The sequence below is a fragment of the Claveliimonas sp. genome (assembly GCF_037273965.1).
Classification (GTDB): domain Bacteria; phylum Bacillota; class Clostridia; order Lachnospirales; family Lachnospiraceae; genus Claveliimonas; species Claveliimonas bilis.
This window is the reverse complement of sequence record NZ_JAYAZJ010000076.1, coordinates 1-5,072: the sequence shown is the minus strand read 5'-3', so window position 1 is coordinate 5,072 and position 5,072 is coordinate 1. Positions and strand designations below refer to the sequence as shown.

Genomic DNA, 5,072 nt, shown 5'->3' with positions numbered 1-5,072 from the left:
TTTGTCGGGAACCGAACCCGTTATCAATCAGGAGTGTATGTTAGTACATGAGAAAAGTGGACGCTTCGTCAATTTGAGTGGTACCGCGATAATAAAGTTTATTACCGCCTCAAACCTTTGGTTTGGGGCGGTTTTTTATTTGACAGGGAACTTCGTTCCCCACGAAATAAAACGCTTGGCGGGATGCGCGTTTGCACGAAGAAGAAGTTCATTTCACGATTTTCTCTCCTAACAACAGCAAAGAATCAAAAAGGAAAAGGAGAACAAAACAATGAAAAGAAGAACAGTAGCAGTATTATTAACAGCAGTAATGACGATGGCAATGGCGGCAGGATGCGCAGGCGGCTCCGGATCATCAGATTCCGGAAGTGGAGAAGAGAGCTATACCATTGGTATTTCACAGTTTGCAGAGCACGGCTCTTTGGATAACTGCCGGGAAGGATTCTTACAGGGCTTGGAAGAGGAAGGAATCGTTGAAGGAGAAAATCTTACGGTGGACTACAAAAATGCAGCGGCAGATATGGGGACGGCAAGTCAGATATCCGATACTTTCGTTTCTGACAAGGTGGATATGATATGCGCTATTGCAACGCCTACTGCTCAGAGCGCATACAATGCAGCGATGGATACAGATATTCCGGTTATTTATACAGCAGTAACAGATCCGGTGGCTGCAGAACTTGCAGATGAAGAAGGAAATCCGGTAGGAAATGTGACAGGAACATCTGACGAACTGCCGATCAAAGCACAGCTTGAGATGATCCGGACTATGCTTCCTGATGCCCAGAAGATCGGCATCATGTATACTACAAGTGAGGCCAACTCTATTTCAGCGCTGGAAACATATAAAGAACTTGCAGGAGATTACGATTTTGAGATTGTGGAAAAAGGGATCACGGCAACAGCGGATATTTCTCTTGCGGCAGATGATTTATTAAGCCAGGTAGACTGCATTACAAATCTGACAGACAATACAGTGGTTGCGTCCCTGCCGACTATCCTGGAAAAGGCGAATGAAAAGGGAATCCCGATTTTCGGAAGCGAGATCGAGCAGGTAAAGATCGGCTGCCTTGCAGCAGAAGGATTGGATTATATTGCGCTTGGAAAGCAGACAGGACAGATGGCGGCAAAGGTGCTCAAAGGAGAGGCAGAGGCGTCAGAACTTCCTTATGAAACGATTACAGAGCCCGGATTTTACGTAAATACAAAGGTAGCGGAAAATCTTGGAATTACTGTACCGGAGGAGCTGGCAGGAACAGCAGTAGAAAGCTTTGATACGATCTCTGAGGCAGAGGCGGAATAAAGAGACGTATCTGCAGAGGAAATAACAGAAGGTGAGGCATGATTCATGGATTTTGTTGTAACTATTTTTGAGCAGGGGTTGATATATGGCATACTTGCTCTTGGGGTTTATATCACATACAAGATACTGGATTTTCCGGATCTTACGGTAGATGGAAGCTTTCCGCTTGGCGGAGCGGTGACCGCTCTTCTTATTACAAAGGGGATAAATCCTTATCTCTCTCTTTTAGCAGCCTTTCTGGCAGGAGCTTTGGCAGGGGTCTGCACCGGGCTGATCCATGTGAAGGGGAAAGTAAGAGATTTGTTATCGGGAATTATTATGATGACGGCTCTTTGGACTATCAATTTGTATATAGCGGGAACTTCCAATGTACCGTTGTTTTCCCAGGACAGTATCTTTAAAAATGACTGGATCCAGGGAATCATGCCGGAAGCCCTGCAAAGCTATATAACGCTGATCCTGGCTCTTGTTCTGGCAGCGATCAGCAAGATCCTTCTGGATCTCTATTTGAAAACAAAGTCCGGCTATCTTCTGCGGGCGGTGGGTGACAATGATGTGTTGGTAACTTCTCTGGCCAAGGATCAGGGCAATGTGAAAATCGTAGGCCTTGCCATCGCCAATGGCCTTGTAGCTCTGGCGGGAAGCGCATTCTGCCAGGAGGAGAGAGTGTTTGAGATTTCAATGGGAACCGGGGCGATCGTGATCGGATTGGCGAGTGTTATTATCGGAACAAGTATCTTTAAAAAGCTTACTGTTATGAAGGCTACTACAGCTGTTTTGATCGGCTCTGTCATATATAAAGCCTGTGTGGCTGTCGCTATCCGCAACTTTGAACCACAGGCAATGAAATTGATCACAGCAGTTTTATTCCTGGTAATTTTGATTATCAGTATGGAAAGAAGAAAGAAGGTGAAACCGGATGCTGGAACTCAAAGACATTCATAAATACTATAATCCCGGTACAGTCAATGAAATGTGTCTGTTCCGCGGGTTTAACCTGTCCATAGAAGAAGGAGAATTTGTCTCCGTGATCGGGAGCAACGGTTCCGGAAAAACGTCTATGCTGAATATTATCTGCGGAAGCATTCCGGTAGAGGCCGGCCAGATTTTTATGAACGGCTCTGACATTACTAAAGAGAAAGAATACAAACGAAACCGAAGGATCGGAAGGGTGTATCAGAATCCGGCCATGGGGACCTGTCCTTCCATGACGATTCTGGAGAATATGGCATTGGCGGATAATAAAGGAAAGATGTATGGATTCGGACGGGGGACCAATAAGGCGAGAATTTCCTATTATAAAGAACTTTTAAGCCAGCTGGGACTTGGTTTGGAGGATAAGCTGGATATTAAGGTGGGAGCGCTGTCCGGAGGCCAGAGACAGGCGATGGCTCTTTTGATGTCTACGATGACTCCTATAGAATTTCTTATTCTGGATGAACATACGGCGGCTCTGGATCCTAAGACGGCAGAGCTGATCATGGAGCTGACAGACAAAATCGTAAAAGAGAAGAAACTGACTACGATCATGGTAACTCACAATCTCCGTTATGCGGTAGAGTATGGAGACCGTCTTTTGATGATGCATCAGGGCGAGGCTGTACTTGATCTGAAAGGTGAGGAAAAAAAGGCGATGTCTGTAGATGAAATATTGAAGCAGTTTAACGAAATCAGCATAGAATGCGGCAACTAGAGAATCATCCAAAATTAAGAACCCGTCAGGGTTCTTTTTTTGTGAAAAATTTCAGGCCGTATACCGTTGACGGAACATAGGACAGGTGATAAACTTAATAAAGCGAATTTATACACTATATAGTGAATAAAAAAGATGAATGATACTAAATATAGAGAGCGACGAAGTGGAGGAGACTGGCATCATATGGTAAAAAAAGATGTAAAAGTAATCAAAAAAGACGGGACGAAGGAAGCGTTTAATGTACAGAAGGTAGTGGTTGCAGTAAATAAGTCAGCCTATCGTGCCCTTATCAAATTTACAGATGAAGAACTGGGGTTTATCTGCAAATTTGTAGAAGAAAAAGTGGACGACATGGACATCACGGAAATTCCCATTGCGGAAATGCATAACGTGGTGGAGGGCGCGTTGGAGAAAGTGAACCCGGTGGTGGCAAAAAGCTATCGCGATTATCGTAACTACAAGCAGGATTTTGTGCAGATGCTGGATGATGTATATAAGAAAAGCCAGTCTATCATGTACATCGGTGACAAGGAAAACAGTAATACGGACAGCGCTCTTGTGTCCACCAAAAGAAGTCTGATCTTTAATGAACTGAACAAAGAACTTTATAAGAAATTTTTCCTGACAGTGGAGGAGATTCAGGCGATCCGTGACGGATATATTTATATCCATGATATGTCTGCAAGAAGAGATACTATGAACTGCTGTCTTTTCGATGTGAAATCAGTGCTGACAGGAGGCTTTGAGATGGGAAATCTCTGGTATAATGAGCCTAAGACGCTGGACACTGCGTTTGATGTGATCGGCGATATTGTTCTAAGTGCGGCAAGCCAGCAGTACGGCGGTTTTACTGTGCCGAGTGTAGATGAGATCCTGGAGCCATTTGCAGAGAAATCCCACAAAAAGCTGATCCGAAAATACCGTGATCTGGGACTGGACGAAGAAACTGTGCAGAAGGTAGCATGGGCAGATCTGGAAAAGGAGATGGAACAGGGATTCCAGGGATGGGAATACAAGTTTAATTCCGTTTCATCCAGCAGGGGAGACTATCCTTTTATCACAGTGACAGCCGGAACAGTACCGAGCAAATACGGCAAGCTGGTGACAATGAAAATGCTGGAAGTCAGGAAGAACGGACAGGGGAAGGAAGGACATAAAAAGCCTGTCCTTTTCCCGAAGATCGTTTTCCTGTATGATGAGAATCTTCACGGACCGGGAGGCCCGATGGAAGATGTCTTTGAGGCGGGAATCGACTGTTCCGCTAAAACCATGTACCCGGATTGGCTAAGCCTCACCGGAGATGGGTATGTGGCGGGGATTTATAAGAAATATGGAAAGATCATAAGTCCTATGGGATGCCGCGCATTTTTGTCTCCGTGGTATGAAAGAGGTGGAATGGAGCCGGCAGACGAAAACGATCAGCCGGTATTCGTGGGACGGTTCAATATCGGAGCGATCAGCCTGCATCTGCCTATGATCTATGCAAAGGCAAAACAGGAGAGCAAAGACTTTTATCAGGTGCTGGACTATTATCTGAATCTGATCCGCCAGCTTCACTTGAGAACCTATGATTATCTGGGCGAGATGAAAGCATCCACTAATCCTCTGGCTTACTGTGAAGGAGGATTTTACGGCGGACATCTTGGACTTTACGATAAGATCAAACCTCTTTTGAAGTCTGCTACAGCATCCTTTGGGATTACAGCTCTGAATGAACTTCAGCAGCTTCATAATAAGAAGTCTCTGGTGGAGGACGGAGAGTTTGCCCTGGAGACACTTCGCTATATTAATGAGAAGATTGCAGAATTTAAAAAGGAAGATGGAAGGCTCTATGCCATTTACGGAACTCCGGCAGAAAATCTGTGCGGCGTTCAGGTACAGCAGTTCCGCAAGAAGTATGGGATCATTGAAAACGTGTCGGACAGAGAGTATGTGAGCAACAGTTTCCATTGCCATGTCAGCGAGGATATCACTCCCATTCAGAAACAGGACCTGGAGGGAAGATTCTGGGATTTAAGCAACGGCGGAAAGATCCAGTATGTGAAATATCCGGTTAATTATAATAAAGAAGCG

4 protein-coding genes and 1 pseudogene are annotated in these 5,072 nt (G+C 45.0%); all 5 read left to right on the top strand.

Features of this window, described 5'->3' with window-relative positions:
• Window positions 1–232 (top strand): annotated as a pseudogene (locus tag WJ238_RS06845) (hypothetical protein); the annotation flags it as partial.
• Window positions 233–271: 39 nt separating this feature from the next.
• Window positions 272–1,303, top strand: a complete 1,032-nt coding sequence (locus tag WJ238_RS06840) for an ABC transporter substrate-binding protein (RefSeq protein WP_337606503.1) — start codon at window positions 272–274, stop codon at window positions 1,301–1,303.
• Window positions 1,304–1,348: 45 nt separating this feature from the next.
• Window positions 1,349–2,248, top strand: a complete 900-nt coding sequence (locus WJ238_RS06835) for an ABC transporter permease (RefSeq protein WP_256195013.1) — start codon at window positions 1,349–1,351, stop codon at window positions 2,246–2,248.
• Window positions 2,223–2,996 (top strand): ABC transporter ATP-binding protein, encoded by a 774-nt coding sequence (locus WJ238_RS06830; protein WP_337606501.1) that lies wholly within the window; start codon window positions 2,223–2,225, stop codon window positions 2,994–2,996. The genes WJ238_RS06835 and WJ238_RS06830 overlap by 26 nt, the downstream gene beginning before the upstream one ends.
• A gap of 186 nt (window positions 2,997–3,182) precedes the next feature.
• Window positions 3,183–5,072, top strand: a 1,890-nt coding sequence (gene nrdD, locus WJ238_RS06825; RefSeq protein ID WP_337606499.1) for an anaerobic ribonucleoside-triphosphate reductase, incomplete at its 3' end; no start/stop codon positions are given.

Bases quoted from the DNA above. Each gene is read 5' to 3' on its own strand.
- WJ238_RS06840 (WP_337606503.1), top strand. From the start codon at position 272: ATGAAAAGAAGAACAGTAGCAGTATTATTAACAGCAGTAATGACGATG.
- WJ238_RS06835 (WP_256195013.1), top strand. From the start codon at position 1,349: ATGGATTTTGTTGTAACTATTTTTGAGCAGGGGTTGATATATGGCATA.
- WJ238_RS06830 (WP_337606501.1), top strand. From the start codon at position 2,223: ATGCTGGAACTCAAAGACATTCATAAATACTATAATCCCGGTACAGTC.